Genomic DNA, 25,241 nt, shown 5'->3' on the forward strand with positions numbered 1-25,241 from the left:
CCTAGGCGTCAGCGCTCGGGCAGCCGGCGGCGCACCGCCGACGCAAACTGCGACAGACGTCCAGCGTCCCCCGCGAAGAACAGTGACGGCTCGGTGAGCTCCAGCTCCAACACCATCGGGTTGCCGTCGGCGTCCTCCACGAGGTCGATCCGCGCATAGGCCAGAGGGCCGAAGCGCTCGGTCGCGAACGCCAGGACCCGCTCGCCGACGGCCCGCTCGGCCGCGGTCGCCTCGCGCGGCTCGATCGTCTCAGCGGCGAAGACCTCGGAGGTCGGCGCGGCGCCCGGCTTCAGCAACGCGCTCTTGTGGATCGCGTGCGAGAACGCGCCGTCGAAGCACAGCGTCGCGGTCTCGCCGCGGGCGTCGACCGACGCGATGTAGGGCTGGACCATCGCGGTGCGACCGGAGGCGTGGATCGCGGCGACGAGCTCGGCGGCGCGCGCCTCCTCGCCGGGCGCGAAGCGCGCCGTGTCGCGCGAGCCCGCGCTGACCGTCGGCTTGACGACGTACTCGACGTCGGACGGCGCCACGAACGCCTCGCCCGGCTCGACCAGCTCCGTGGCGACCACCGGCAGGCCCGCGTCGGCGAGCTCGCGCAGGTAGCGCTTGTCGGTGTTCCAGGCGATCACGTCATAGGGGTTGATCAGCCGGTCGCCGAGCCGCTGCGCCCAGGCGAGGTAGTCGTCGCGGCGCCCCTGGTAGTCCCACGTCGAGCGGATGACGACCAGGTCGTAGGTCGACCAGTCGACCGCGGGGTCGTCCCAGATCGCGAACGCGACGTCGCCGCCGATCGCGGCCGGGATCCCGACGTCGTCCTCGTCCCCGTCGGGGAAGTAGGAGCAGGTGGCGAGGGCTACACGCGTCTTTCCGGACATGACCTTCTCAATGCACATGCCTCGCACGCCGGCCGCTGCGAGTGGCAGGTCCGGCGCCCGTGGCGGAGGATGTTGACGTGGAACTCGAGCTCGGCGCCGGGCGGGGTCAGCGCGAGCAGCTCGTCGTGCAGCTCGTCGAACGGCGCGCCCGGCCGCAGCAGGTGCAGGCGCATCCCGACGCGCGAGACGTGGGTGTCGACCGGCACGTCGCGCAACCCGTAGGAGAACAGCAGGACGCACGCGGCGGTCTTGCGGCCGACGCCGGGCAAGGCACATAGGAAGTCCCGCGACTGCTGCACCGGCACGTCGCGCATCCACCCCAAGTCGAGTCCTTCAACACGGTTGGCGGCCTCGATCGCGACCAAGATGTCGTGGATGCGCTGGGACTTGACCTTGGAGATCCCGCCCGGGCGGATCGCCTCCTCGATGTCGGGGACCGGCGCGTCGCGCACCGCCTCCCACGACGGGAACCACTCGCGCAGCCGCAGGTAGGCGACGTCGCGGTTGCGGTCGTTGGTCGACTGCGACAAGACGGTGAGCACCAGCTCGGCGAGCGGGTCCTCGTGCGGCGGCTGGACCGGCACGCCGTAGACGTCCTGGAGCCGGTCGCGGATCCGCTCCACCCGCGCGCGGGCCGGGGCGCGCCAGGCGTCGCGCGGGACGGTGGCCAGCTTCGCGGCGGGAGCGGCACCAGCCATCGGCGCTAGTCCAGCGCTCCGTAGCGCTCGGTCGCGCGCGCGGCCTGCGCCATCGCGTCGGGCAGCATCGCGGCCAGCGCCGCCGGGTAGAAGCCGGTCCGCGCCAGCGCGCTGATCAGCACGCCGGTGACCGCGTCGCCCGCGCCCGTGGCGTCGACCGGCCGAGCGGGCACGCCTGGGGCGTCGCGGTCCAGCCCGCCGCCGCGCAGCAGCGCGCCGTCGGCGCCGAGCGTCACCACGACGTGCTTGGCGCCCGCGGCCACCAGCGACGCCGCGGCCGCCTCGACCTCCAGCTCGCCGGTCAGCGCCAGCGCCTCGTCGGCGTTGCACTTGACCAGGAACGCGCCCTGGACGCACGGCCCGACGACCTCGACCGCGGCCGACCGCGAGCGCCAGCGCTCCAGCCGCAGGTTCGGATCGAGAATCACCGGCTTGCCATCGCGCAGCGCGCGGTCGCGCGCGGCCAACGTGATCGCCCGCTCGTCCTCGTCGACGAGCGTGTTGGAGGAGAAGAACAGCGCGTCGCAGGCGTCGACCGCCTCGACCAGGCGCTCGCCGAGGCCGAGGATCGCGGCACGCACGCCGGCGCCGTAGATCGCGAACGACGGCTGCGCGTCGGCGTCGAGCGTGACGAACGCGACCGGCGTGACGACGTCCTCGCGGCGGTCAAACCAGGTCAGGTCGACACCCTCGTCTTGCAATCTTTCGTGCAGCCACGCACCCCACGCATCGGTCCCCACACCGCCCGCCAAAGCGACGTCGGCACCGCGACGCGCCGCGGTCACCGCCACGTTGGCGATCGCGCCGCCAAATCGCGGCACGAAGGCGTCAGCCTCGGAAATCGAGGCCACCGGCCGCTCGCAGACCAGGTCGACGAGCGCCTCACCGACGCAGAGGGTGCGCATCGCGTCGACACGCTACCCGCGTCGGCGGCCTAACGCCGATAGCCCATTCGGGCGAAGCGTTGCAGTACTTCACCGTCTGGACACGGCGTCGATCTGAGCGTGTGGATAGGGTCCGGCATTCGTTTGCCGGACCACCGGGCAGGGATCGCCCGTGTCCTGATCCGACCGTTCCCCGGACCTGGAGACCTGAACCCCCATGCCCGTCGCCGCACCCCCGCCGGCTTCTGCTGCCGCCGTCAACGCCTCGCGCGCTGAGATCGCGATCGTCCGCGAGATCAATCGCGTACGTCGTTCCCACCATCTGCGGGCCGTCAAACTCGTGTCGCCGCTAACGAAGGTCGCGCGCCGCCACTCGTCGCTGATGCTCAAGCACGACGCGCTCACGCACTCGTCGTTCGACGGCTCCTCGTTCTCGACGCGATTGGCCAAGGCCGGCAAGCGCCGGACCTACGGCGAGACGCTCGCCTGGGCGCCGGACGGCGCGCACGTCAACGCGAAGGCGCTGCTCAAGCTGTGGATGAACTCCGCGCCGCACCGCAAGGTGCTGCTCAACGGCAAGCTGCACCGCGTCGGCGTCGGCCGCGTGCACGGATCGCTGGGCGCGCAGGCCGGCAACGCGATCACCGCGGACTTCAGCTCGTAGGCTCAGCGGCTCTTCGTGAGCCGCCGCCTCTCCGACATCCCAGCCTGGGCCGTCGCCGCCATCCTGGCGGCGGTCTACCTGGTCGTCGACCCGCCGTCGGCCGACCTCGCCGCCCAGACCTACCGCACCGACCTGTTCGAGCGGGCCGGCTTCGTCGTCTTCGACGTCGGCTGGTACGGCGGCCATCACAATCCGGCGTACTCGATCCTGTTCCCGCCGCTGGCGGCGGTCTTCGGCCCGCGCCTGGTCGGCGCGGCCGCCGCGGTGCTGACCGCGTGGGCGTTCGAGCGGATCGTCAAGGGGCGCGGACCGCAGGTGACCACCGCCGCCCGCGTCGCCTCGCTGTGGTTTGCGACCGCGTGCATGGTCTCGCTCGTCACGGGGCGCCTGACGTTCGCGCTGGGCCTCGCGCTCGGGATGCTCAGCGTGCTCGCGCTGACCCGTGGTCGCCTGGTCTGGTGTGGAGTCGCGGGCGCGGCGGCGGCGCTGGCCTCGCCGGTGGCGGTCGCGTTCCTGGCGCTGCCGATCGCCGCATGGGGGATCACGACGCGCCGGTTCGCCCCTGCCGCCGCGCTGCTGGCGGTCTCCATCGCGCCCGCGGCGGCGCTGTCGCTCGCGTTCCCCGAGGGCGGTTCGTTCCCGTTCACGGCCTCCGCGTTCTGGCCGACGCTCGCCGGCGCGCTGCTGATCGCGGCCGTGTTGTGGCGCGACGCGCCGACGGTCCTGCGCCTCGGCCTCGTCTTCTACGCGTTGCTGCTGGTGTTCAGCGGCGCGATCTCCTCGCCGATGGGCGGCAACGCGGTGCGTCTGGGCGCGCTGTTCGCCGGTCCGCTGGCCGCGCTGCTGCTGTGGCCGAACCGCCGCAGGCTGCTGGTGCTCGTCGCGCTGCCGTTCCTCTACTGGCAGGTCAGCGCGCCGATCGACGACGTCTACCGCGCGTCCTCCGACCCGTCGATCAAGGCGTCCTACTACGACGGACTGCTCGCCTTCCTGCACACCCGCGAGCGCGCTGACGGCGGGCCGATCCGGATCGAGATCCCGTTCACCGACAACCACTGGGAGTCCGCGCGGGTCGCGCCGACCGTGCCGCTCGCCCGCGGCTGGGAGCGCCAGCTGGACCGCAAGGTCAACGCGCTCTTCTACGACGACGGCGCGCTGACCGCCCAGACCTACGAGGCGTGGCTGCACGCCAACGCGGTCAGTTACGTCGCGCTGGCCGACGCGCCGATCGACTACTCGGCCGCCGAGGAGGCGGCGCTGATCCGCGCCGCGCCGCCGTACCTGCGCGAGGTCTGGCATGACGCGGACTGGCGCGTGTACGCGGTGGCCGGGGCGAAGCCGCTGGCCGACGGCGGCGCGCGCGTGACGCGGATGGACCCCGACGCGGTCGACGTGCGCGTGCCGCGTGGTGGCGCGTACCTCGTGCGCGTGCGCTTCACCCCGTACTGGCGCGTCGCGCACGGGTGCGTGCGGCCGTCCGACACCGCCGACGACGCGGCCTGGACGATCGTTGTCGCTCAAGGCCCCGGAACGGTCCGCCTGCGCGCCTCCTTCTCCCTCAAGCGCATCCACGCCCGCACCGCCCGCTGCTCCGGTTAGCGCCTGTTAGGTGTGGGCACCCCCACTATGTGCCACCAGTGGGGGACGATAGAGTCGCTCGTTCCATGCCGGTCGGTATCTCACGACTCATGGGACGGGTCTTTCCGAACGGTCCCCTCGACGTCCTCCGTCAGGTCGCCCTCTTCGCCGCCGTGTACTACATCTACCGGCTGACGCGGGGCGCTATCGACGATCCACAGGGCGCCGCGACGGCCTTCCAACACGCCCGTCACCTGATCTCCATCGAGCAGGCCACCGGCCTGTTCTTCGAGCCGACGGTGCAGACGTGGACCAGCGGCTGGGGCTTGGCGACCGACGTCGCCTCGTGGATCTACATCAACGCCCAGACCACGATCTGCCTGGCCGCGCTGATCTACATCTACCTGTTCCACAACGAGCGCTTCTACTTCGTGCGGAACATGTTCATGGTCGCGATGGGCATCGCGCTGATCGGCTACGTGCTCTACCCCACCGCCCCGCCGCGCTTCTTCCCGGAGCTCGGCTTCCAGGACACGGTCAGCGACTACGTCGGCGTCGATCACAACGACGTCAAGGTCAACGCGCTGTTCAACCCGTACGCCGCGGTGCCGTCGATGCACTGCTGCAACGCGCTGCTGATCGGGTGGTCGCTCTCGCAGATGGTCAAGAGCCGCCCGTTCAAGATCCTGTGGGCGATTTACCCGGCGATCCTGGTCTGGGTCGTCGTCGCGACGGGCAACCACTGGACGCTCGACGCGGTCCTCGGGGCAGCGACGGCCGGGCTGAGCTTCTACGCTGCCAAGTGGCTCGCGCAGAAGCGACCTGAAGCGTGGGCGTTCTCGCCCGTCAAGGCCACGGCCTAACACCTCCCTCTTTCTCACGAATGTCGATGTCATCCTCTTCGCGCGGCGAGCGCCGCGAGATCGTGCGCAACGCGCTGATCGAATCGCGGCTCACGCCGAACGCGATCTCGCTGACCGGGTTCGTCCTGTGCGTCGTCGCCGCCGTCTTGGTCGCCGAGCGCCTGTTCTTCCTGAGCGGCGTCGTCTTCATCATCGGATCGGTCTGCGACACGCTCGACGGGCGCTACTCGCGCATGTCGGGCAAGGGCTCCCCGTTCGGGGCGTTCCTGGACTCCACGCTGGACCGGATCGAGGAAGGCGTGGTCCTGACGACCGTCGCCGCCTACTTCGCGGCGCGCCACAACGAGTTCGCGGTCTCGGCCTGCGTCGTGGCCGTCCTGGCGTCGCTGATGGTCTCCTACACCCGCGCCCGCGCCGAGGCGCTGGGCGTCGAGTGCAAGGTCGGGATCGCGACCCGCGCCGTACGCGTGGTGATCCTCTCCGTGGGCCTGCTCTTCGCGAAGGGTGCCGGTTTGGCAGACTTCGAGCTGCTGGCGCCCGCCGTCTACGTGTTGGCAGGGCTCAGCACGATCACCGTCTTGCAGCGCATCTTCCACGTTCGGAAGGCGCTGACCGCGCCCGCCGCGCTGTAACCACAGCGCGCGGTCGGAATAGTTGATCGCAAGAACTTCTTTGCAAGAAAGGCAACACCCCTCTTGAGTACCAACGGCATCACCGCCCCCAAGAAGACCGCTGAGGCGCCCGCGACCAACGGCGCGGCCCGCTACCAGCGCGACAAGGTCCGCGTCGCCATCATCGGCGTCGGCAACTGCGCGAACTCGCTCGTCCAGGGCGTCTACCACTACGCCGACGACGATCGCAACGAGACCATCCCCGGTCTCATGCACAACGACCTGGGCGGCTACCACCCGCGCGACATCGAGTTCACCTGCGCCTTCGACATCAACAAGTTGAAGGTCGGCAAGGACCTCGCGCAGGCGATCTGGGCCAAGCCGAACGACACGATCAAGTTCACCAACAAGGTCCCGAAGAAGCTCGGCGTCCCCGTCTACCGCGGCATGACGCACGACGGCCTCGGCAAGTACCTGTCGGAGAAGATCGACAAGGCGCCGGGCGAGACGGCCGACATCGTCAAGATCCTCAAGGACACGCACACCGACGTGGTCGTGTCCTACCTGCCGGTCGGTTCCGAGCAGGCGACCAAGTGGTACGTCGAGCAGGTCATCGAGGCCGGCTGCGGCTTCGTCAACTGCATCCCGGTGTTCATCGCTCGCGAGGACTACTGGGACAAGCGCTTCAAGAAGGCCGGCCTGCCGATCATCGGCGACGACATCAAGTCCCAGGTCGGCGCGACGATCACGCACCGCGTCCTGGCCCGCCTCTTCCACGAGCGCGGCGTCAAGCTCAAGCGCACGTCGCAGCTGAACGTCGGCGGCAACATGGACTTCTACAACATGCTCGAGCGCGAGCGCCTGGAGTCCAAGAAGATCTCCAAGACCAACGCCGTGACCTCGGTCGCCGGCCTGGATCTGCCCGCCGAGGACGTCCACGTCGGCCCGTCGGACTACGTGCCGTGGCTCACCGACCGCAAGTGGGCGCACATCCGCCTCGAGGGCGAAGCCTTCGGCGGCGTGCCGCTGACCGCCGAGCTCAAGCTCGAGGTCTGGGACTCGCCGAACTCCGCCGGCATCGTCATCGACGCCGTCCGCCTCGCCAAGCTCGCCCTGAACAACGGCATCGGCGGCCAACTCGACGGTCCATCGTCCTACCTGATGAAGTCGCCGCACAACCAGGTCCCGGACGACCAGGCCCGCGACGCCGTCGAGAAGTTCATCGAGAAGAACCACCGCTCCAAGTCGCTGACCTCGCCCCGCGGCGCCGCCAAGCCGGCCCGCAAGCGCGCAGCCGCCGCGAAGGCCTAGTCCTTCTCGACATCACGCAGTTTGGCTTTCGACGGCCCGCTCCTTGGAGCGGGCCGTCGGCGTTTCAGGGGCCGAGCAGGGCGGCGGGAACGACCGCGACGCCGTCCGGCCGGCGGTACGCGGCGCGCCCGGTCGTAACGATCACGCGGTCGATCGCGCGATCGCCGAGACGCTCGGCGAGCCAGTTCAGATGCGCGACATCTTGGTCACCGGGCACGGCCTTCAACTTGACCTCGATCAGCAAGACGTCGCCGTCCTCGCGCTCGACGATCAGGTCGACCTCGTGGTCTCCGCGGTGGGTGCGCAGGTGGCGGACCTCGCGCTCCGCAGCCTCTGCAGCCGCGGCGTAGACCCGCACCGACAGCGTGACGAGCGACTCGAAGAGCGCACCGAGCTGCGTGCCGTCACGCGGGATCGACGGGCCAGAGGAGGCACCGTCCAGCAGACGGCCCTTGGTCGCGCGCACCAGACGTGCCGCCAGCGCCGGGTCGACGAGCTGGTGCTTCTCAGCGTCGCCGAGCTCCGTGAGAGAACCGGCCGCCGGGCGCCACGCGGGCACGGGGTCCAGCACGTACAGCCGCCGGAGCGCGTCGCGGTAGGGGATCACCGTGCTGCGCGCCGACTCGTCGCCCTCGTTGCTCGAGGTCGCCCGGCGGATCTTCTCGAAGCTCGCCGTCGTCGACGTGGCCGCCGCGTAGGCGGCCATCCACCGACGCAGTGCCTCGGGATTGCGTACCTGCTGGCCAAGCTGCGGGAAGTCCTTCTCGACGATCAGGTCGAGGTAGCTCGTGATCTGCGCCCGGTGCGCGGGCCCTTCGTAACGCCGCAGGCCGGGAAAGCCGCCGCGCAGGATCTCTTCGGTGTAGCGCTCCAGGTCGACGTCGGTCTCGCCGTCCAGCGGCGGGAGATCACCGTCCAAGAGCGCCGCGAGGCTGACGGTCGGCGACGCGTCGAGCCGCTCGGCGAGCGAGAGCGGCCGCATCCGCAACCGGACGATCCTCCCAGCGCCGGTGTGCGCCGGAGCATCGCGAGGATCCGCCGAGCCCGTGAGCAAGTAGCTCCCGGGCGCCGCACCTCGATCGTCGGCGTTGCGGATCGCGTCCCAGATCGGCGGGTGTCGCTGCCACTCATCGACGAGCACCGGCGGTTGTGCCTCAAGCACACGAGCACGGTCGGCCTCTACGATCGCGAGCGCCTCGGGCTCGTCGAGCTTGAACTCGGTCGCGGCCCGCTGTCTTGCCGTCGCGGTTTTCCCCACCCCCTTCGCGCCCTCGATCGCGATCGCCGAGAAGCTCCGCAGGAAGCTGTCCAGCGTCCGATCCATCGCGCGTGCGCGATAGGCAGCGTCCTCCATGGTCCGCACGCTACAGGATCGGGATACCTAACGCTACAGTTTCGGGCTTCCTTGCACTACGATTTCGGGCTGTTCTGCACGACAGCTTCGGGCTTTGAGCCCGGCGCAACGAGAGCGGTGACGTCGATACGCCTCCCAACGAAAAGGGGCGCGCGGCGGTGCGGACTAGACTTCCGCCCGTGGAGCCGCTGGCGATCGTCCAGGTCACGCCGTATCCGTGGGAGGATCGGCATGAGGTCAACACGTATGTCGGGAGGGTGGCCGAGGAGTTGGCGGCCAGGGGGCATGCGGTGGTCGTGGCGGCGCCGTCTCGGGATGAGGAAGCCGTGCGGCAGTCGCGGCGGGCGATTCGGCAGGGTGATGTGCTCGGTCAACCCGGTGAGGTGCGCCATCTCGCGGTCGGAGAGGTGCTGCCGGTCGGGACGGATGGACGGCGCAGGCCGGCGGTGCCGATCGACGTGGCACGGACGGTCGAGGAGCTGCTTACGGGCACCGCGTTCGACGTCTGCCACGTCCACGAGCCGTTTGCGCCTTCCGTCTCCTCCGTGGCCCTCCGGCATTCGCGCGCGCTCAACGTCGGCACCTTCCACGCGCCCGCAGAGCGCGTGGTGGCCACGCAGGTCGCCCGCAAGCTCGTCACGCTGATCTTCGGTCGTCTCGACGCCCGCCACGCCGCGTTCGGCGCGACCGCGGAGCTGCTGAACCGCTTCTTCCCGGCCACCTACGAGGTCGTGCGGCCGGGCACGGGCGCCGAGACGCCTCACGTCGCGCGTGGCGCGGACGAGCCGCTGCGGCTGTTGTTCGTGGACGTCGAGGAGCGCCAGGCACTGCGCGTCTTCCTGCGCGCGCTGCGGCGGCTCGGCACGGACGTCCCGTGGGAGGCGACCGTCATCTCCAAGCAGGGCCCGTCGTCATCGACGCCGCTGCGCGAAGAGCTGCGCCAGCGGGTCCGGTTCGTCGAGGACGGCGAGGAGGAGGCGATCGCCCGCGCTGACGTGATCGTCGGCGCGTCGGCAGGCGCCCGGCCCGCGCCGGCGCTCGTGCTGCGCGCCGTCGCCGCGGGCGCGATCCCCGTGCTCTCGCGGCTGCCGGTCTACGAGGATCTCGCCGACGAAGACGGGCTGCTCTTCGAGCCCGCCGACACCGAGACGCTCGCCGGCCAGCTCAAGCGGCTGATCACCGACGAGGCCCTGCGCACCCGGCTGCGGGCCGACGCGCCCCAGCCGCGCGCCTGGAGCACGGTCGCCGACGAGGTCGAGGCGTCCTACGAGGCCGTCGTCGCCCGCCGCCACGACCCCACCGGCGACCCCAAGCTGTGGGCGAAGATCAAGAACCGCCCGCTGATCGACGTCGACCTCCACATGCACACCGACCACTCCGGTGACTGCGCGACGCCCGTGGAGCACCTCCTCGCCACCGCCCGCGAACAGGGCCTCGGCGCGATCGCCGTCACCGACCACAACGAGGTCTCAGGCGCCTACGAGGCGCAGGAAAAGGCCGCGGAGTTCGGCGTCAAGATCATCATCGGCGAGGAGGTCAAGACCGCGTCGCAGGGCGAGGTCATCGGCCTCTTCCTCACCGAGAAGATCCCGCGCGGCCTGACGCTCGAAGAGACCGTCGCCGAGATCAAGCGCCAGGGCGGCCTGGTCTACGTCCCGCACCCCTTCGACCGCATGCACGCGGTCCCCGACTACGAGCACCTGCTCAAGATCCTCGACGACGTCGACGCGATCGAGGTCTACAACCCGCGCGTCGCGATCGGCTCCTTCAACGAAGAAGCCGAACGCTTCGCCGCCAAGTACCAGATCGTCCGCGGCGCGGGCAGCGACTCCCACGTCGCCGCCGGGCTGGGCTCGGTGCGCATAAAAATGCGCGACTTCGAGGGTCCCGAGGAATTCCTCGAGTCGCTCAGGCACGCGGAGATCAGCACCAAATCGGGCACCCTGCTCTACGTGCAGGCCTTGAAGTTCCTGGAGACCCGTGCCACCCCGAAGGCGGCCCGCCGCGCGCGCAGGGACCGTCGCATCCGAAGAGCTGCGCGCAAGGGCTGATGCAGCCGCAGGGGCCTCGTTCGGGACCGTCGAATCTGGGATCGTCCATGCCAGCGACAGACGACGAGATCCGCGAGAAGTACCTCGAGCGCGCCATCAGGGAGTTGAACTCCCTGACCCGCGAGCTGCAGGCGTGCGATGCCTGCCCGCGCGGCGGCATCATGCCCGTGCTCGGGTCCGGCCATCCCCAGGCCGATGTCTTCTTGCTCAAGCACGCGCCGATGCCGTCGGAGGTCGAGGAGGGCGTCGCCTTCTACGGGCGCTCCGGCACCGCGCTGATGAAGGCCTTGAAGCGCCTGCAGGTGGATCCGCTCGCGGTCTACGGCACGCTCTGCGTCAAGTGCCCGGTCGGCGATCCGTCGCTGGCCGACGAGGGCTGCGTCGCGCGCGTCGTCGAGGAGCTGTCGATCGTCCAGCCGAAGGTCGTCGTGGTGATGGGCGAGGACGCCCTCCAGGTCCTCAACGAGCTGGACGTCCCGCTCGCCAAGCCGCTGGAGTACGTCCCGGGCGCGCGCCAGCAGCTGACGCCGTCGATCGACGCGATCGTCACGCCGAACATCGACGAGTGCCTCGACGAGGAGGACGCCAAGCGCGCCTTCTGGTCGGCGTTCCGGGTCCTGGGCGAGTGGTACGCGGACCTGCCGCCCTACTAGGCCTCCTCGCGGCGCAGGTCTACGTCCTCGTCGCGCCGTCGCTCCCGGTCATCGGGGACGTCGACACGTCGATCCTGGTCGCCTCGTCGGTCGGGAGCGCGTTCGTCTTCCTGTGCATCGCGTGCGTGACGCCGCTGTCGGACGTGCCGCCGCTGCTGGGTCTGTGCGCGGTCGGCGCCTTCGGGCTGGTCGCGGGGCTGAACGTCGCGGACGTCGGCGCGGGCGCGACGCCGATCGAGGCGATCGCCTACAGCGCCTTCGGCGGCCTGTTCGCGATCGGGTTGCTGGCGCCGTCGCTGGCGCTCGCGCTGCCGGTCTTCGTCGCCGCGGTCGACGTGATCTCCACGTACGCGGGCGGGCCGAGCGAGCTATTGGCCAACGCCGGCCAGACCCAGCCCGGGGATCCGCTCAGCCTGGAGCTGCCCGACTGGGGCAACGGGCTGCCCGCGGGGCGCCTCGGGATCTCCGACGCGGTCTTCGCCGGCGTCTTCCTGGTCTTCGCGCGGCGCTTCGGGATGCGCGTCGGGACGACCGCCGTGGCGATGTGGGTCGCGACCGTCGGCGCGATCGCGCTGAAGGTCGGCTTCGACCGCGCGGTCCCGGTCCTGCCGCTGCTGGCGGCCGCCTACTTCCTGGCCAACCTGGACCACCTGCCGCGGCTGCTGCGCGCGTCGAACGCCGGCTAGATGGTTGATGCGAAATCGACCGTGGTCGTGATCGTGCGCACGGTGGATGCTGGGCGCCGCGCGATTGCGCAGCCGATCCTGGTTGGATCGGTAAGTGATCGCGTGGCGATCCAGCGCCGCCGGGCGTGCGAGCACGGCCGCGGGAATTTCGCATCGACCATCTAACCCACGATCGACGGGTAGTCGCCCTCGCGGGCCAGGATCTCCACGCCTTGGGCGATGTGACCGTCGCGCAGCTCGTAGAACCCGCCGAGGTGCCACGTGCCGTCGCTGTCCTCGATGACGACCCACGCGGTGACCTGGCGGCCGTCGGTCGCGATGCCGCGGATGTCGATGCGCGTGCGGCCGCCCTGGAGGCGGTGCGCGGTGGTGTAGTCGATCGCGCGGTCGAAGCGGTCGTTGGAGTGCGGCCAGCGGATGACCGCGTGCTCGTGCAGCTGGGCCAGCGCGGTCTCCCAGTCGTCGCGGCGGATGGCGCGCCACAGGCGCTCGACGGCGTTCATCGCACCGCTCACGTCGCGCCCTCGCCCATCGTCAGCACGATCTTGCCGAGCTTGCCACCGGCGGCGAAGCGCTCGTAGGCGGCGGGCGCGTCATCCAGGCTGTAGGTCTCGGCGATCGGGACCGTGATCTCGCCGCGCTCGACCAGCGGGAGCACGTGGCGTTCGACGTGGCGCGCGGCGATCGCCTTCTCCTCGAAGGGGCGCGCGCGCAGCGTGGACGCGCTGATGCGGCCGCGGCAGCCCATCAGCGCACCGAGGTTGACCTCGGCCTTGGCGCCCGCGCCGATGCCGATCACGACGATCCGCCCGAGCGTGTTCAACGCCTTCACGTTGCCCGGGAGGTTGGGCGCGCCGACCAGCTCGAGGATGACGTCGTACTTGCCTTGCTCGTCGTCCGGCGTGACGACCTCGTGCGCGCCGAGCTCGGAGACCGCGTCGTGGTGGTCGGTGTTGCGGACGCTGGCCACGACCGTCGCGCCGGACGTCGCACCCAGCTGGACCGCCGCGGTGCCGACGCCGCCCGCGGCGCCGTGGATCAGCAGGCGCTCGCCGGCCTTGAGCTCGCCTTGGGTGAACAGCGCGTCGTAGGCGGTGGTGAAGACCTCCGCGAAGCCGCCGGCCTGGGCCCAGTCCAGCGCCTCCGGGACCGGCATCAGCAGGCGCTCGTGGACGGCCAGCAGCTCGCCCTGGCCGCCACCGCCGACGAAGCCCATGACGCGATCGCCGGGGCGGAACCTCGACGTGTTCGACCCGCACTCGGAGACGACCCCGGCCACGTCCAGGCCCGGGATGTCCTGCGGCCAGCCGGGCGGGGCAGGGTAGAGGCCCCGCTTCTGCATCATGTCGGCCCCGTTGAGCGCCGCGGCGCGGACCTCGATCAGGACCTCGCCGTGGGCGGGCGTGGGGTCGGGGTGCTCTTCGACGACGATCTCGCCGTCACGGACGGTCGCGGCGCGCATGGCCTTGGAACCTACCCAACGCGGGCGCGGGCATTACCTGACAGGGAATCGCGGGCGCGCCGGCGCGGCGGGACGCTGCCCGACATGACCTCCTCCTCCCCCCGACCTGCCCAAGCGCTGGCCGTCCTGCTGTGCGGGACGTTCATGGCCAGCCTCGACACGGCGATCGTCAACGTCGCCGGCCCCGCGATCCAGGACGACGTCGGCGTGTCCGGCGCCGCGCTGCAGCTGGTGATCTCCGGCTACGCGATGGCCTACGCGGCGCTGTTGATCACCGGCGCGCGTCTAGGCGACGACTACGGGCACCGGCGCCTGTTCTTGTTCGGATTGGCCGGGTTCACCGTGATGTCCTTGGTCGCGGGGTTGGCGTGGTCGCCGGCGGTGCTCGTGGTCGCGCGGATCGGCCAGGGCGTCGCGGCCGCGGCGATGGGGCCGCAGGTGATGACCGTGATCCAGCTCCAGTACGACGGTGCGGCGCGGATGAAGGCCATGGCCTTGCTGGCGACGGTCGTCAGCGCGGGCGTGGTCTGCGGGCAGGTGCTCGGTGGGTTGTTGGTGGACCTGGATCTCTTTGGCGCCTCGTGGCGGCCCGTGTTCCTCATCAACGTGCCGGTCGGCGTCGCGCTGCTGGTCGCCGGCCCGCGGCTGCTGCCGGTCACGCGGCGGCCGTCCGGACGACGCATGGACTGGGTAGGTGTCGCACTGGCGACCGACCTGATTGCCTTGGTCATGGTGCCGCTGGTCTTCGGCCACGAGGTCGACTGGGCGTGGTGGACGTGGGCGTGCCTGGGCGCCGCCGTGCCGGTGGCGCTGTCGTTGGCCTTGCACCTACGGCGCGTCTTCGCCCGCGGCGGCACGCCGGTCGCCGACGTGCGCCTGCTCGCCCGTCCGCGCTTCGGCCTCGGCATGGCCTCGACCACGGCCGTCATGGTGACCTACGGCGGGTTCTTGTTCGTGTTGACCTTGCACCTCCAGGAGGGCCTGGGCTTCTCGCCGCTGCGCAGCGGCCTGACGTTCGTGCCCTACGCGCTGGGCTTCGCGGCGACGTCGCTCACCGTTCCCGCACTGACCGCCGAGGCCCAACGCCGGATCGCGCCGCTCGGCCTGGGGCTCAGCGCGGTCGGCTACGCGGGCCTCGGGCTGGCGGCGAGCGGCGGCGCGTGGAGCGACGCGGAGGCGCTGCCGCTGCTCGCGCTGGCCGGCGCCGGCTTCGGCGCCGGGTACTCGCAGGTGATCACGCGGTCGATCGCGGGCGTCCCGCTGGCCCAGGCCCATGACGCGTCCGGCCTCTTCAACACCATTAACATGCTCGGCTTCGCGCTCGGCGTGGCGACGCTCGGCTCCGCGTATCTGTCCGGCGCGTCGCTTCAGACGGTTTGCGAGCTGTGCGGAGCGCTCAGCGTCGCCGCGGTCGGCTTCGTCGTCCTGCTCGCGCGCGAGGAGCGTCCAGCGGTCAGCGACGCCCTCGCGGTCTCTGAGACCATGGCCGCATGACGCTCCCGGTCGACGGCTACCAGCTCAAGGGGATCTCGGCGCGCGCGTTCGAGCATCCGGCGGACCGCGCCGCGACGGCCGCGCTCGCGTCGATCCCGGGGCTAGACGCCGTCGTCCGCAAGCTGATCGAACTGGGCTACGAGCGCGCGCTGCGGATCGCGTACCTCGGCTCGTCGGTGCGGCTCGGGCCGGCCCAGCTCCCGGACACGTGGAACCTGCACAACCAGGTCTTCCGCACGCTGGACCTCGACGACGTCCCCGAGCTGTACATCACCCAGGTCCCGGTCGCCAACGCGCAGACGATCGGGGCGGGGCGGCCGATCGTCGTCGTTAACAGCGAGCTCGTGCGGCTGCTGCGCCCCGAGGAGCGGCGGGCCGTGCTCGCCCACGAGGCCGCGCACGTGCTCGCCGACCACGTCCTCTACTTCACCGCCTTGCAGATCCTGCTGCGGATGGGCGCGTCGGTGCGGCTGCCGATCCTGGCGGGACTGCCGCTGATGGCGGTCCGCCAGGCGCTGCTTGAGTGGTCGCGCGCGGCGGAGATGTCCTGCGACCGCGCCGCGGCGCTGGTCACGCGCGATCCCGAGGCGGTCTGCCGGACGCTGATGATCCTCGCCGCCGGCGCCGAGGCCGACTCGCTCGACCTCGCGCAGTTCATGGCCCAGGCGGCCGAGTACGACGCGCCCGCCAGCGGCCTGGAGCGCCTGTCGCGGATGATGACCGACCTCAACGTCACCCACCCGATGCCCGTCCGCCGCGCCCAGGAGCTGATGGCCTGGGTCCGCTCCGGCGAGTACGACCGGATCGTCGGCGGCGAGTACCTCCGCCGCGGCGAAGAGCCCGACGCCCGCACCGAGGCCAACGACGCGGCCAACCACTACGCCGACCGCTTCCGCAGCGCCTTCAAGGAGGCCGGCGACGCCGTCGGCAGCGCAACCGATCAGCTCGCCGACTGGCTGAAGAAGGACCGCTAGAGCGCGCTCACGCGCCCGGTCGCGCATCGCGCGCGGTGCCGAGCGGGAAGCGCCGTTGTCATGACGACGTTCCGCAAAGGCGACAAGGTGAAGTGGAAGTCCCACGGCGGCGAGGCCGTCGGCGTGGTCGAGCGCAAGATCACGTCCGACACCGAGGCCGGCGGCCGGACGGTGCGCGCGTCGGAGGACGAGCCGCAGTACCTGGTGCGGTCGGAGAAGTCCGGCGGGACGGCGGTCCACAAGCCGGACGCGCTTCACAAGCTATAGGAGTACTCCGCGGTCGGCATGCCGAAGCGCTCGTCGGAGAAGTCGTCGCGGACGTGGGTCCAGCCTTCGCGCTCGTAGAAACGGCGCGCGCGGCCCTGGGCGTGGGGTGTGAAGAGCACCATGTTGGTGAAGCCGCGGGCGCGGGCGTCGTCGACCGCGCGCCGGTGGAGGCGTTTGGCGAGGCCGCTGCCGTGCCAGGCGGGATCGACGAAGAGGCGGACGAAGTGGACGAGGCCGGGGTCGTCGGACTCCAGGCGCGAGGTCGACGCGGGGCGATAGAGGACCGTGCCGGCCAGGACGCCGCCGGGCTGCGCCACGAGCGCGGTGACGTCGGGGTGGTCGAGCAGCTCGTGCTCCTCTTCCGGCGGGTGCGGGCGTGGTGCCCAGCCGGGCGGCGAGATCGAGATGTAGTCGTCGAAGGCGGCGGTGACGAGGCGGGAGAGGTCGTCCGCGTCGACATGGGTCGCCGGGCGGATGTTGTAGGCCTCGTCATCGGACGGGCGCTGGAGCACCCAGCGTTGCGCGCTGATCCCGATCGGCATCTCGAACAGCCCGGTGTTCGTGTGGCCCAAGCGCTCCGCCAGCCGCTGCGACGGGACGTTGTCAGGGTGGATGACCGAGATGAGGTGGTCGAAGGGCTGCGTCGTCCAGACCCAGCCGAGCGCGGCGCGCGCGGCCTCGGTCGCGTAGCCGTTGCCCCACGCAGCGCGATGCATCCGCCAGCCGATCTCAACGTCCGGCCACAGCTCGGGATACCAGAGGCCGACGCGACCGAGGTACATGCCGTCCGCCTGGCGCTCGACCGCCCACGCGCCGTAGCCGCGCAGCGCCCAGTGCCCGGCGTGGGTCGCGAGCGTCCCGAACGCGTCGTACGGATCCTTGACGCCGCCAAGGTACCGCTGGACCTCGGGGTCGGCCGACGACGCCACGTGCGGCGCGACGTCGCGCGGCTCGAAGGCCCGCAGCACGAGCCGCTCGGTGACCAGTCGGGGTGCCTGCGTCGGCATCGCCTTGACCATACGGAACCGCTACGGTGCCCCGCTCCATGCGCCGTCCGCTCGCCGTCATCCTGTCCGCCCTCGCGGCGCTGCTCGCCACCACCGCGCTCGCACCCGCGAAGACCTCGCACGAGGGCTGGCCGAAGATCAACGGCGTCCTGAAGATGCATAAGAAGGACCAGTCCTCGGCGATCCGCGGCACCGCCAAGAGCGACGAGCTGCTCGGCGGCCACGGCAACGACACGCTCTACGGCCGTGGCGCCGCCGACGTCCTCTGGGGCGACTACAAGCCCGGCGGTCAGCCGACCTCGCAGTTCGACCACATCTACGGCGCCGACGGCGACGACTTCATCTACGCCTCCCACGGCCGCAACTCGATCGACGCAGGCGCGGGCAAGGACACCATCCACGCCCACTTCGGCCACGGCGCGATCGACTGCGGCCCCGGTCAGGACACGCTCTTCATCTCGCACAAGGCGAAGAAGGGCTACAAGATCAAGCGCTGCGAGACGATCTCCTACAAGACCAACGGCTCCTAGCTAGGCCGCGTCGTCGGCCAGGCCGTCGCCGCGCACGCCGTCCTCGCCCCACTCGTCGCCGTGCGGCGCCGTCGTGTCGCCGGCGTCCTCCGCCAGCCCCTCGCCGCCGCGCACCCCGCCGTCGGGCGCCTCCGGCGCCTCGCTGCCGGCGCCACCCGCGGCGTCAGCCAGCTCATCGCCGCGGATGCCTTCACGTTCCTCGTCGCTCATGGCGACGGGAGTCCCCGCTGAGGCGCTGCGCTACTCACCACGTTCCAGCAGCGCCACGCACTCGATGTGCGGCGTCTGCGGGAACATGTCGACGGGCTGGACCGTCTTGAGGATGTAGCCCTCCTCGGCCATCTGGGCGGCGTTGGGGGCGAGCGTCGTCGGGTTGCAGGAGACGTAGACGATGCGCTTGGCCGAGGCTTCGAGGACGCGGCGGACGACCTTCTGCGACAACCCCGCACGAGGCGGGTCGACGACAATGACGTCGGGGCGGCCGGCCTTCTCGACCAGGTCGCGCATCGCCAGGCGGACGTCGCCGGCGAAGTAGTGGGCGTTGGAGATGTCATTGGCCTTGGCGTTGTCCAAGGCGTTGGCGATCGCCTCCTCGACGATCTCCAGGCCCCAGACCTCGCCGGAGCGACTCGCCAAGGACAGGCCGATCGTGCCGATGCCGCAGAACAGGTCGTAGACGCGCTCCCAGCCCTGGAGCTTGGCGACGTCGGCGGTGACCGCGTAGAGCTTCTCGGCCATCTCGGTGTTGGTCTGGAAGAACGACTGGCCGCCGAGGCGGAACGTCAGGCCGCCGAGCTCCTCGGTGATCGTCTCGTTGCCCGCGACGCGCGAGGTCGAGCCGCCCGTGGTGGTCTCGCCGACGGTGGTGATCTCGGTCACCAGCAGCGAGTCGGCCTGGACCGCGGCGTTCAAGGACCCCGCCTCGACCTCGACGCCCTCGCTGACGACCAGGCGCACCTGGATCTCGCCGGTGCGCCGGCCCTCACGGATGACCAAGTTCCTCAACTCGCCGATCTGCGTGCGGCGGTCGTAGGCGGTGTGGCCCTGCGCGCGCGCCCAGACGAGCACCTGGCGCCGGGCCTCGTTGCCGCGCTCGGACTGCAGCATGCAGTCCTCGACGTGGACGATGTCCTCCCAGGACCCCGGCGCGTGGAAGCCGCAGATCAGCTCGCCGGTGGCGGCGTCGGTCCCGAACGAGAACTCCAGCTTGTTGCGGTAGCGCCACTGCTCGACGGCCGGGACGATCGGCAGCATCTGGAAGCCGTCGAGGTGTCCGAGCCGGCGCAGCGCGTCCTCGACCTGCTCGGCCTTGATCTCCAGCTGCTTCTCATAGGGCATGACCTGCCACGGCGCGCCCGGGTGGTGCGCGACCGGCTCGACGCGATCCGGCGACGGCGTGATGACCTCCAGCAGCCGCGCCTCGCCGTAGTGGCGCTTGCGCTTGGTGACGACCGCGCGGACCGTGTCGCCGGGCAGCGCCTCGCGTACGAACACGACCCAGCCGCCTTCATGTCGCGCAACCCCCGCGCCGCCGAAGGCGAGCGAGTCGATGTGCAGCGTCAGCTCCTCCCCGCGCTGCGGGCGGGTCGGACGGGGTTCGGTCGAGGGCGTGCTCACGCACTTAGGATGCCACCGCCATGGACCTCGACGCCTATCGGGCCCGCGCGCAGGCGTTCGCGACCGACCTCAACCGCGCGCACCACCGGCGCTTCGCGGGTCATGACGGGCTCTGGGACCCCGAATCGCTGTACGCCTTTCACGCCGCCGCGTTCGACGACGCGGCGATCGACGCCCTGCGCGAAGCGGCTGCCGCCGACCCCTCCGCGCGCCGCCTGCTGCGCTTCGCGATCGAGGCGCGGCTATCAAGCGTCACCGCCCGGACCGACGCCGAGCGGGCCAAGGCCGAGTCCGCGGGCAATCTCGCCGAGCTGACCGCCGACCTGGCCGACGGCCCCGACCTCGCGCGCCGGATCGCGCTGGAGGAGGCGCGGCTGGACGTCGTCGCCCGCCAGCTGACGCCGCTGGCCGCCGAAGGGCTGGAGCGCGTCCGCGCCGAGGTCCGCGTGCTCGGCTGGCCGTCGCCGCGCGCGCTGTTGGCAACGCTGCACGGCCGCGATCCGGGCGCGCTGGCCGCCGAGGCCGAGGCGCTGCTGCGCGCGACCGAGGCGCCCGCGCTGGACGGCGACGGCGAGCCCGTGACCGCCCGCGCCGACCTGCCGCGCGTGCACCGCGCGGCGTGGGCCGACCCGCTGCTGCCGGAGGATCCGGTGGGCGCGCTGCGCGAGGCGCTCGGAACGCTCGGCGTCGACGACCGCGGCTTCGCGCTCGACGCCGCGCCGCGCCCCGGCAAGTCGCCGCGCGCGTTCTGCGCCGCCATCGAGGTCCCGTCCGACATTCACCTGGTGGTCGCGCCGCGCGGCGGCCTGAGCGATCTCGAAGCGCTCTTCCACGAGGCCGGCCACGCCGTCTTCCTCGCGCACCGGGATCCGCGTGCGCCGTTCGAGGACCGCCACCTGACCGACCCCGCCGACGCCGAGGCGCTCGCGTTCGCGCTGGAGGACCGCGCGACCGCCGGGATCGGGGACGAGCGCCTCTCGCGCCACCGCGTCGCGATGACCCGCCTGCGCGCCCGCCATCTCGCCGCGACGCTCCTGCACGGCCTCGACCTGCTCGACGGCGGCCCGCACCCATCGCTCCGCGAGCGCTACGCGCGCCGCATGGCCAACGCGACCGGCCTGCTGTGGCCGAGCGCGCCGTGGCTGGTCAGCGCCGACCCGCTGCTGTCGAGCGCCGACTACCTGCGCGCGCTGGCGCGGGCGCGGCGCCTGGCCGGCGACGCGGCGCTGCGCGACGCGCTCACGCGGGGAGGCGAAGGCTCGGTCACGGAGTCCGGGTGATGATGGGTGGATTGGCCGACGTCGTCCTGAACGACAGCGCGGACAGGTGACCGGTGAACCCGTTGCCCAACGGGCAGCTACCGGACGGCCCATTTCTGGAGATGAGGTTGCCGGCAGTGGCGATGTTCAGGACGCCCGCCGTGCCCGGGTTCGTGTAGGCGCCGGAAACGGTTCCGCCGATGTGGCATACCTTGCTGCCGAACTGGTAGACGCCGCAAGTCATGTCAACCGTGCCTGACGTCACGCCGCCGCTGTGGGTCGTCCCAGTAAGCGTGTAACCGCAGTCCACACCCGTCGTCACGCCGAACAGCACGCAGTTGGATGCGGTGATAGTGCCCGAGACCCACACCGCCACGAGGCTCAGGCTCGGTACGGTCCCCGTCATCGTGGCGTTCGGACAGTGGAGTGGGTTTGGAGCCCCCGAGAAGGTCCACGGTCCCGCCGTCGCGGTGAACGAGGTGCTGGCGCTGTTGTGCCACGTGACCGCTTGTGCCGACGCGGCCAACGCACCGACCACCGACATCACCCCCACCACGAGGACGACGAACCGCGTGACCTTGCTCATTGCGCTTCCTCCTTCTTGAGCGACGAGCGGCGTTGGCGCCGGTGAGGGGATGGGACCAGTCGCGCCTCACCCACGCCAGAGCCGTCCGGCAGGTCGTGCCGCACGGCACGGTCAGGCCCAATAGCCGGCCATCAACTCGCGCGACCACGCCGGCTGGCGCACGTCACCGCGCGGGCCGAACTCCGACATGTAGGGCTTGATGTCGAGGACGGGCGTGCCGTCGACGGCGTCGAGGCCCCAGACGTGCAGCGTGAGCCCCTCGACGCGCTCCAGGACGCAGCGCGAGACGCCGAGGCGGTTCGGTCGGTCCTTCGCGCGCTGGGCGAAGATCCCGACCCGCGGCCAGTCGGCGTTCCCGCGCGGGTGGCGCGAGCCGGTCTCGACGGCGTCCGGATCGACGCGGTCGAAGAGGTAGACGACCTCCAGGTGCGAGAACGCGTCCAGGCCGGCGACCGCGTCCTCTTCAAACCGCGCGGCGTCGAGGACGATCGTCGCGCGCTCGGCATCCCAATCGTCGTCGCGCACCTCGGCGCGTCCGCCGCGCACCGCGCCGACCGGGACCAACGCGTAGGTCATCCCAGCTTGCGCTCGACGGCGGCCAGGACCGACTTTCGGTTCTTGCCCTTGCGCTCGGCGGCGCGCACCTTGCGCAGCTCGGCGGCGCTCAGGTCGCCGAGCTTGGCGTTGACCTGCGCGGCCGTGAGCGAGTTGTAGTCCTCGATCGGGAAGGCACTCGCGCCGCCCCCGCTCCCGGGCCGGCGCCGCACGAGCCCTTCGACCTCCGCCAGCAGCGCCTCGGTCTGCGCGCGGCCCGCGGTCAGCAGCGTGCTGAGCAGCTCCTCGGCGTCCTTGCGCGTCATCCGCCCGCGCCGGACCGCGTCGTCCACGGCCTCCTGGAGCCGGTCGCTGGTCAGCGTGATCGAGGAGACCAGCCGCTCGCGCAGCACGCCGAGCGAGGCGACGAGCTCGTCGGGTGCCGGAGGCGCGGGCTTCTTTGGCTGCGGCATGAGCGCGACCCTACCCATTGTGCGAGCAGTTGCCGCAAGTTCTCACGACGTGCCGCGTTACGGGCTTTTGCGACACCCCATACCGGGTCCAGCCGCGGGTCTGCGGGTCGTCGCCGGAACCCACACACCGACCCACCCGGCGACGACCCGCACCCGTAGGGGCTCGCGGCCTGGACCTACTCCGCGAGCAGCCACTCCAGCATCGCCTTCTGAGCGTGGCGGCGGTTCTCCGCTTGGTCCCAGATCCGCTGCCGGTCGCCGTAGAGCACGGACTCGGTGATCTCCTCGCCCGGGTGCGCCGGCAGGCAGTGCAACGCGATCGCGCCCGGCGCGGCAGCATCCATCAGCGCGTCGTCGATCCGGTACGGACCCAGCGCCGCGCGGCGCGCGTCGGCGGTGTCCTCGTCGCCCATCGAGACCCACACGTCGGTGTAGATCGCGTGCGCGCCGGCGACCGCCTCGCGCGGATCGGTCACGGACTCGACGCCGGGCAGCGAGAACTCCGGCGGCGTCGACAGCACCACCTCGACCCCGGCGATGCGACCCATGTCGTACAGCGACCGCGCCATGTTGTTGCCGTCACCGACGTAGGTCAGCTTGAGGCCGTCGAGCGATCCGAACGCCTCGCGCAGCGTGAGCAGGTCGGCAAGCACCTGGCACGGGTGGGCGTTCTGGGTGAGCATGTTGAAGACCGGGAGCTGGTCCTCGGCGGCCAGGCCCTCCAGCTCGCTGTCGGCATGCGTCCGGACCCCGACGGCGGCGACGTGGCGGCCGAGCACACGCGCGGTGTCGCGCAGCGACTCGCCGCGGCCGAGCTGCGTGTCGCCGGGGCGCAGGACCATCGGGTGACCACCCAGTTCGAAGATCCCCGCCTCGAAGCTGACGCGCGTGCGCGTCGAGGGCTTCTGGAAGACGAGCGCGACCGTGCGGCCGTCGAGCAGGCTGCTCGATCGCGGCGCGAGCTTGAGCGCCGCGGCGCGGTCGAGGACCTGGTGCAGGTCGTCGGGGGTGAGCTCGGTGCCGGTGAGGAGGTGTCGCATGGGAAGCGGGGCATGATAAGCCGCGATGCGCATCCTCACCTGGAACCTGTTCCACGGCCGGTCGGTCCCCGACACGCCGCGGGAGCTCCTGCCGGAGTTCGCGGACATGTTGAGCGGATGGGCGTGGGACGTCGCGCTGCTGCAGGAGGTCCCGCCGTGGTGGCCGGAGCCGCTGGCGCGGGCGTGCGAGGCGCAGGAGCGGCACGCGCTGACGTCGCGCAACGCGCTGCTGGCGCTGCGCCGCCTCGTCGCCCAGCGACGGCCAGATCTGATCAAGAGCAACGGCGGCGGCGCGAACGCGATCCTCGTGCGGGGCAGCGTCGGCCCGATCGCTGCGCACGCGTCGCGGCGCGTGCGCTGCTGGCCCGAGCGGCGCGTCGCGCACGCCGTGCAACTGGCCGACGGCACGTGGGTCGCCAACCTCCACGCCACGACGCGCCCCGACGCGCGCACGCTCGACGACCTCGCCCGCGCAGGCACCGCGCTGGACCGCTGGAGCGGTGGCGCCCCCGCGCTCCTGGGCGGCGACATGAACATCGACCGCCCGCGCGTGCCGGGCTACACGGACCTCGGCGGCCACGGCATCGACCGCCTCCTGGGACGCGGCTTCGCAGCGGCGGCGCCCGCCGTGACGTTGGACACGCAGGGCCTCTCCGACCACGCCGCGGTGCTCGTCGAGGTCGTACGCTCCGGGGCCTCATGATGCGCCCCCTCCTCCCCCTCACCGCGGTCGCGCTGGCGACCGCCGCGCTCGCTGCGGGCTGCGGCGGCGACGACGGCGGCACCGCGACCGTCCTCAAGGACGGCGACGTCGTCGGCATGCAGAACCTGCGCTTCAAGCCCGAGCACGTTCAAGTCGCGGTCGGCCAGAAGATCACCTGGCGCAACGACGAGAACATCGGCCACGACGTCAAGGCAGACTCCGGCGCGAAGTTCGCCTCCGACACCTTCAACAAGGACGGCACCTACAGCTTCACGCCGACCGCGGCGGGCACGATCAAGTACGAGTGCACGCTGCACCCGGGGATGGACGGGACGATCGACGTCGTCGCGAAGTGATCGCCGACCTCCGCGGCCGGGACGCGATCCCGGAGGAGATCTGGGAGCAGACCGAGTTGGTGCGGTTGGTCGCCGCGGAGATGGGGCTGACGAGCCTCGACCCGCGGATCGGCGAGTTGTCGTCCTTGCACACGCTCGACCTCGCGCACAACGCGCTGGCCGACGTGCCGGAGGAGATCGGCGCGCTGCCCGCGCTGGAGCTCCTCTACCTCGGCGAGAACGTGCTCGACGCGGTGCCGCACGGCGTGCGCGGGCTGGCGGCGACGCTGCGCTACCTCGGCCTCGACGCCAACCGGCTGATCGAGCTGCCGGACTGGATCGGCGAGTTGTCGTCCTTGGTCGAGCTGCGCATCCAAGGCAATGACCTCGTCTCGCTACCCGAGACGATCGGCGGCCTCCGCGCGCTGCGCGAGCTCCACACCCGCGGCAACGGCCTGACGTCACTCCCGCCGACCATCGGCACGCTCAGCGAGCTCCGCGTCCTCGACCTCCGCGACAACGCGCTCACCACGCTGCCGGACACGCTCGCCGCGCTCCCGAACCTGCGCCAACTCGACCTCCGCGCCAACCCGCTCGAGGACCTGCCGCCGCTGCCAGCGTCGCTCGAACGCCTCGACCTGCGCTGGACGCCGTTCTTCCCCGACCTGCCCGCCGCGGCCCGCGCGGTGCGCGAGCGTGGCGGCGTCGTCTGGCACTGAGCCGCTCCCACCG

The 25,241-nt window shown here is 71.4% G+C and carries 29 protein-coding genes; 16 read left to right on the top strand and 13 right to left on the bottom strand.

The window, feature by feature from the left end; genetic code table 11:
• Positions 1–8: 8 nt before the first annotated feature.
• Genes ACT01A_RS14130 through ACT01A_RS14140 form a run of 3 tightly spaced genes read right to left on the bottom strand, consistent with a single transcriptional unit; the run spans position 9 to position 2,478 of the window.
• Positions 9–875, bottom strand: coding sequence for an ATP-grasp domain-containing protein (locus ACT01A_RS14130; protein WP_445147725.1), 867 nt, complete (start codon positions 873–875; stop codon positions 9–11).
• The gene (locus tag ACT01A_RS14135) at positions 854–1,573 is read right to left on the bottom strand and encodes an endonuclease III domain-containing protein (RefSeq protein WP_445147726.1); all 720 of its coding nucleotides are present in this window, start codon (positions 1,571–1,573) and stop codon (positions 854–856) included. Before ACT01A_RS14135 ends, ACT01A_RS14130 begins: the two co-directional genes overlap by 22 nt.
• A gap of 5 nt (positions 1,574–1,578) precedes the next feature.
• Positions 1,579–2,478, bottom strand: a complete 900-nt coding sequence (locus tag ACT01A_RS14140; RefSeq protein ID WP_445147727.1) for a carbohydrate kinase family protein — start codon at positions 2,476–2,478, stop codon at positions 1,579–1,581.
• A 196-nt stretch (positions 2,479–2,674) separates the two neighbouring features.
• On the opposite strand from ACT01A_RS14140, the gene ACT01A_RS14145 reads away from it, so the two are divergent.
• The 5 genes from ACT01A_RS14145 (at position 2,675) to ACT01A_RS14165 (ending at position 7,484) form a co-directional block, all read left to right on the top strand.
• A complete protein-coding gene (locus tag ACT01A_RS14145; RefSeq protein WP_445147728.1) occupies positions 2,675–3,121 on the top strand; it encodes a CAP domain-containing protein in 447 nt (148 codons plus the stop codon).
• A 15-nt stretch (positions 3,122–3,136) separates the two neighbouring features.
• A complete protein-coding gene (locus tag ACT01A_RS14150; protein WP_445147729.1) occupies positions 3,137–4,720 on the top strand; it encodes a hypothetical protein in 1,584 nt (527 codons plus the stop codon).
• Positions 4,721–4,809: 89 nt separating this feature from the next.
• Complete coding sequence (locus ACT01A_RS14155; protein WP_445147730.1) at positions 4,810–5,562, top strand: phosphatase PAP2 family protein; 753 nt, start codon at positions 4,810–4,812, stop codon at positions 5,560–5,562.
• A 26-nt stretch (positions 5,563–5,588) separates the two neighbouring features.
• Entirely contained in the window at positions 5,589–6,194 is a 606-nt protein-coding gene (locus ACT01A_RS14160; RefSeq protein ID WP_445147731.1) for a CDP-alcohol phosphatidyltransferase family protein, read from the top strand.
• Positions 6,195–6,353: 159 nt separating this feature from the next.
• Positions 6,354–7,484: an inositol-3-phosphate synthase gene (locus ACT01A_RS14165; RefSeq protein ID WP_445152829.1), complete on the top strand. Its 1,131-nt coding sequence runs from the start codon at positions 6,354–6,356 to the stop codon at positions 7,482–7,484.
• Between the two features lie 64 nt (positions 7,485–7,548).
• Here ACT01A_RS14165 and ACT01A_RS14170 read toward each other — a convergent pair whose 3' ends face one another.
• On the bottom strand, positions 7,549–8,838 hold the full coding sequence (locus tag ACT01A_RS14170) for an ATP-binding protein (protein ID WP_445147732.1): 1,290 nt from the start codon (positions 8,836–8,838) through the stop codon (positions 7,549–7,551).
• Positions 8,839–9,017: 179 nt separating this feature from the next.
• Here ACT01A_RS14170 and ACT01A_RS14175 point away from each other — a divergent pair, with 179 nt between their 5' ends.
• Genes ACT01A_RS14175 through ACT01A_RS14185 form a run of 3 tightly spaced genes read left to right on the top strand, consistent with a single transcriptional unit; the run spans position 9,018 to position 12,228 of the window.
• Complete coding sequence (locus ACT01A_RS14175; protein ID WP_445147733.1) at positions 9,018–10,889, top strand: PHP domain-containing protein; 1,872 nt, start codon at positions 9,018–9,020, stop codon at positions 10,887–10,889.
• A 47-nt stretch (positions 10,890–10,936) separates the two neighbouring features.
• Positions 10,937–11,542: a uracil-DNA glycosylase family protein gene (locus ACT01A_RS14180; RefSeq protein ID WP_445147734.1), complete on the top strand. Its 606-nt coding sequence runs from the start codon at positions 10,937–10,939 to the stop codon at positions 11,540–11,542.
• The gene (locus ACT01A_RS14185) at positions 11,515–12,228 is read left to right on the top strand and encodes a hypothetical protein (RefSeq protein WP_445147735.1); all 714 of its coding nucleotides are present in this window, start codon (positions 11,515–11,517) and stop codon (positions 12,226–12,228) included. Before ACT01A_RS14180 ends, ACT01A_RS14185 begins: the two co-directional genes overlap by 28 nt.
• Positions 12,229–12,389: 161 nt before the next feature.
• Here ACT01A_RS14185 and ACT01A_RS14190 read toward each other — a convergent pair whose 3' ends face one another.
• Both ACT01A_RS14190 and ACT01A_RS14195 read right to left on the bottom strand, forming a co-directional pair.
• Positions 12,390–12,743, bottom strand: coding sequence for a nuclear transport factor 2 family protein (locus tag ACT01A_RS14190; protein ID WP_445147736.1), 354 nt, complete (start codon positions 12,741–12,743; stop codon positions 12,390–12,392).
• Positions 12,740–13,690, bottom strand: coding sequence for a zinc-binding dehydrogenase (locus ACT01A_RS14195; protein WP_445147737.1), 951 nt, complete (start codon positions 13,688–13,690; stop codon positions 12,740–12,742). Before ACT01A_RS14195 ends, ACT01A_RS14190 begins: the two co-directional genes overlap by 4 nt.
• A gap of 84 nt (positions 13,691–13,774) precedes the next feature.
• Here ACT01A_RS14195 and ACT01A_RS14200 point away from each other — a divergent pair, with 84 nt between their 5' ends.
• Genes ACT01A_RS14200 through ACT01A_RS14210 form a run of 3 tightly spaced genes read left to right on the top strand, consistent with a single transcriptional unit; the run spans position 13,775 to position 16,425 of the window.
• A complete protein-coding gene (locus ACT01A_RS14200; protein ID WP_445147738.1) occupies positions 13,775–15,184 on the top strand; it encodes an MFS transporter in 1,410 nt (469 codons plus the stop codon).
• Positions 15,181–16,158 carry a M48 family metallopeptidase gene (locus ACT01A_RS14205; RefSeq protein ID WP_445147739.1) on the top strand — a complete coding sequence of 326 codons (978 nt, stop codon included), beginning with the start codon at positions 15,181–15,183 and terminating at the stop codon, positions 16,156–16,158. Before ACT01A_RS14200 ends, ACT01A_RS14205 begins: the two co-directional genes overlap by 4 nt.
• Positions 16,159–16,218: 60 nt before the next feature.
• Positions 16,219–16,425, top strand: coding sequence for a DUF2945 domain-containing protein (locus tag ACT01A_RS14210; RefSeq protein WP_445147740.1), 207 nt, complete (start codon positions 16,219–16,221; stop codon positions 16,423–16,425).
• Here the strand turns inward: ACT01A_RS14210 and ACT01A_RS14215 are convergent.
• Positions 16,413–17,432, bottom strand: coding sequence for a GNAT family N-acetyltransferase (locus ACT01A_RS14215; protein WP_445147741.1), 1,020 nt, complete (start codon positions 17,430–17,432; stop codon positions 16,413–16,415). The two genes, ACT01A_RS14210 and ACT01A_RS14215, sit on opposite strands and share 13 nt — an antisense overlap.
• A gap of 38 nt (positions 17,433–17,470) precedes the next feature.
• Here ACT01A_RS14215 and ACT01A_RS14220 point away from each other — a divergent pair, with 38 nt between their 5' ends.
• Entirely contained in the window at positions 17,471–17,962 is a 492-nt protein-coding gene (locus ACT01A_RS14220; RefSeq protein WP_445147742.1) for a calcium-binding protein, read from the top strand.
• Here the strand turns inward: ACT01A_RS14220 and ACT01A_RS14225 are convergent, their stop codons facing one another.
• Positions 17,963–18,172: a hypothetical protein gene (locus tag ACT01A_RS14225; RefSeq protein WP_445147743.1), complete on the bottom strand. Its 210-nt coding sequence runs from the start codon at positions 18,170–18,172 to the stop codon at positions 17,963–17,965.
• Positions 18,173–18,202: 30 nt separating this feature from the next.
• The gene (rlmD, locus tag ACT01A_RS14230) at positions 18,203–19,579 is read right to left on the bottom strand and encodes a 23S rRNA (uracil(1939)-C(5))-methyltransferase RlmD (RefSeq protein WP_445147744.1); all 1,377 of its coding nucleotides are present in this window, start codon (positions 19,577–19,579) and stop codon (positions 18,203–18,205) included.
• Between the two features lie 20 nt (positions 19,580–19,599).
• Here rlmD and ACT01A_RS14235 point away from each other — a divergent pair, with 20 nt between their 5' ends.
• Positions 19,600–20,859, top strand: a complete 1,260-nt coding sequence (locus ACT01A_RS14235; protein ID WP_445147745.1) for a hypothetical protein — start codon at positions 19,600–19,602, stop codon at positions 20,857–20,859.
• On the opposite strand, the gene ACT01A_RS14240 is transcribed toward ACT01A_RS14235, so the two are convergent.
• The 4 genes from ACT01A_RS14240 to argF form a co-directional block, all read right to left on the bottom strand.
• Entirely contained in the window at positions 20,843–21,424 is a 582-nt protein-coding gene (locus ACT01A_RS14240; RefSeq protein ID WP_445147746.1) for a hypothetical protein, read from the bottom strand. The two genes, ACT01A_RS14235 and ACT01A_RS14240, sit on opposite strands and share 17 nt — an antisense overlap.
• A gap of 111 nt (positions 21,425–21,535) precedes the next feature.
• Complete coding sequence (locus ACT01A_RS14245) at positions 21,536–22,000, bottom strand: SAM-dependent methyltransferase (protein ID WP_445147747.1); 465 nt, start codon at positions 21,998–22,000, stop codon at positions 21,536–21,538.
• Positions 21,997–22,431 carry a hypothetical protein gene (locus ACT01A_RS14250; protein WP_445147748.1) on the bottom strand — a complete coding sequence of 145 codons (435 nt, stop codon included), beginning with the start codon at positions 22,429–22,431 and terminating at the stop codon, positions 21,997–21,999. The genes ACT01A_RS14245 and ACT01A_RS14250 overlap by 4 nt, the downstream gene beginning before the upstream one ends.
• A gap of 176 nt (positions 22,432–22,607) precedes the next feature.
• Positions 22,608–23,471, bottom strand: coding sequence for an ornithine carbamoyltransferase (argF, locus tag ACT01A_RS14255; RefSeq protein WP_445147749.1), 864 nt, complete (start codon positions 23,469–23,471; stop codon positions 22,608–22,610).
• A 25-nt stretch (positions 23,472–23,496) separates the two neighbouring features.
• Here argF and ACT01A_RS14260 point away from each other — a divergent pair, with 25 nt between their 5' ends.
• From ACT01A_RS14260 to ACT01A_RS14270, 3 genes are read left to right on the top strand one after another with little or no spacing between them, the layout of a single operon-like run.
• On the top strand, positions 23,497–24,174 hold the full coding sequence (locus ACT01A_RS14260; protein ID WP_445147750.1) for an endonuclease/exonuclease/phosphatase family protein: 678 nt from the start codon (positions 23,497–23,499) through the stop codon (positions 24,172–24,174).
• Positions 24,171–24,530, top strand: coding sequence for a cupredoxin domain-containing protein (locus ACT01A_RS14265; protein WP_445147751.1), 360 nt, complete (start codon positions 24,171–24,173; stop codon positions 24,528–24,530). Before ACT01A_RS14260 ends, ACT01A_RS14265 begins: the two co-directional genes overlap by 4 nt.
• Entirely contained in the window at positions 24,527–25,228 is a 702-nt protein-coding gene (locus ACT01A_RS14270; RefSeq protein ID WP_445147752.1) for a leucine-rich repeat domain-containing protein, read from the top strand. Before ACT01A_RS14265 ends, ACT01A_RS14270 begins: the two co-directional genes overlap by 4 nt.
• The last annotated feature ends 13 nt before the right edge of the window (positions 25,229–25,241 follow it).

It is taken from the genome of Baekduia sp. Peel2402 (assembly GCF_052567285.1).